Raw genomic sequence first — 383 nt, forward strand, 5'->3', positions numbered from 1 at the left:
CAGCGACACCCGCGACGCCCGCGAGCTCGCCGCCGCCGTGCGTGCGGCGCGCGACGCCCTGCGCGGCGGGGCCACGAGCATGGGCGGCGCGCGCACGACCTTGCTCGGCCTGGTCAACGACGCGCGGCTGCGCGGCTTCACCGTCGGCGGCGACGGCTCTGTCACCCCGCCCCCGGTGCCCCCGGTCATGTATGGAACGGAGCCCGGCGCCGCCGAGGCGGCCCAGCGGACGTACGACGCGAGCGTCGCCCGGGTCGAGGCCGAGGCGCAGGGCATCGCGGACGCCGTCTCGGGCGCGCTGACCGAGGCGGCCGCCGCGGACACGGCGACGGCCGAGGCGCTCGCCGCCGTGCAGGTGCCGCAGGGGCTGCGCGAGAAGGTCG

At 79.6% G+C, this 383-nt stretch carries 1 pseudogene; it reads left to right on the forward strand.

What is annotated here, in order from left to right:
* Positions 1–383: pseudogene (locus G9H71_RS13505) on the forward strand (hypothetical protein); the annotation flags it as partial.

It is taken from the genome of Motilibacter deserti (assembly GCF_011250635.1).
Classification (GTDB): domain Bacteria; phylum Actinomycetota; class Actinomycetes; order Motilibacterales; family Motilibacteraceae; genus Motilibacter_A; species Motilibacter_A deserti.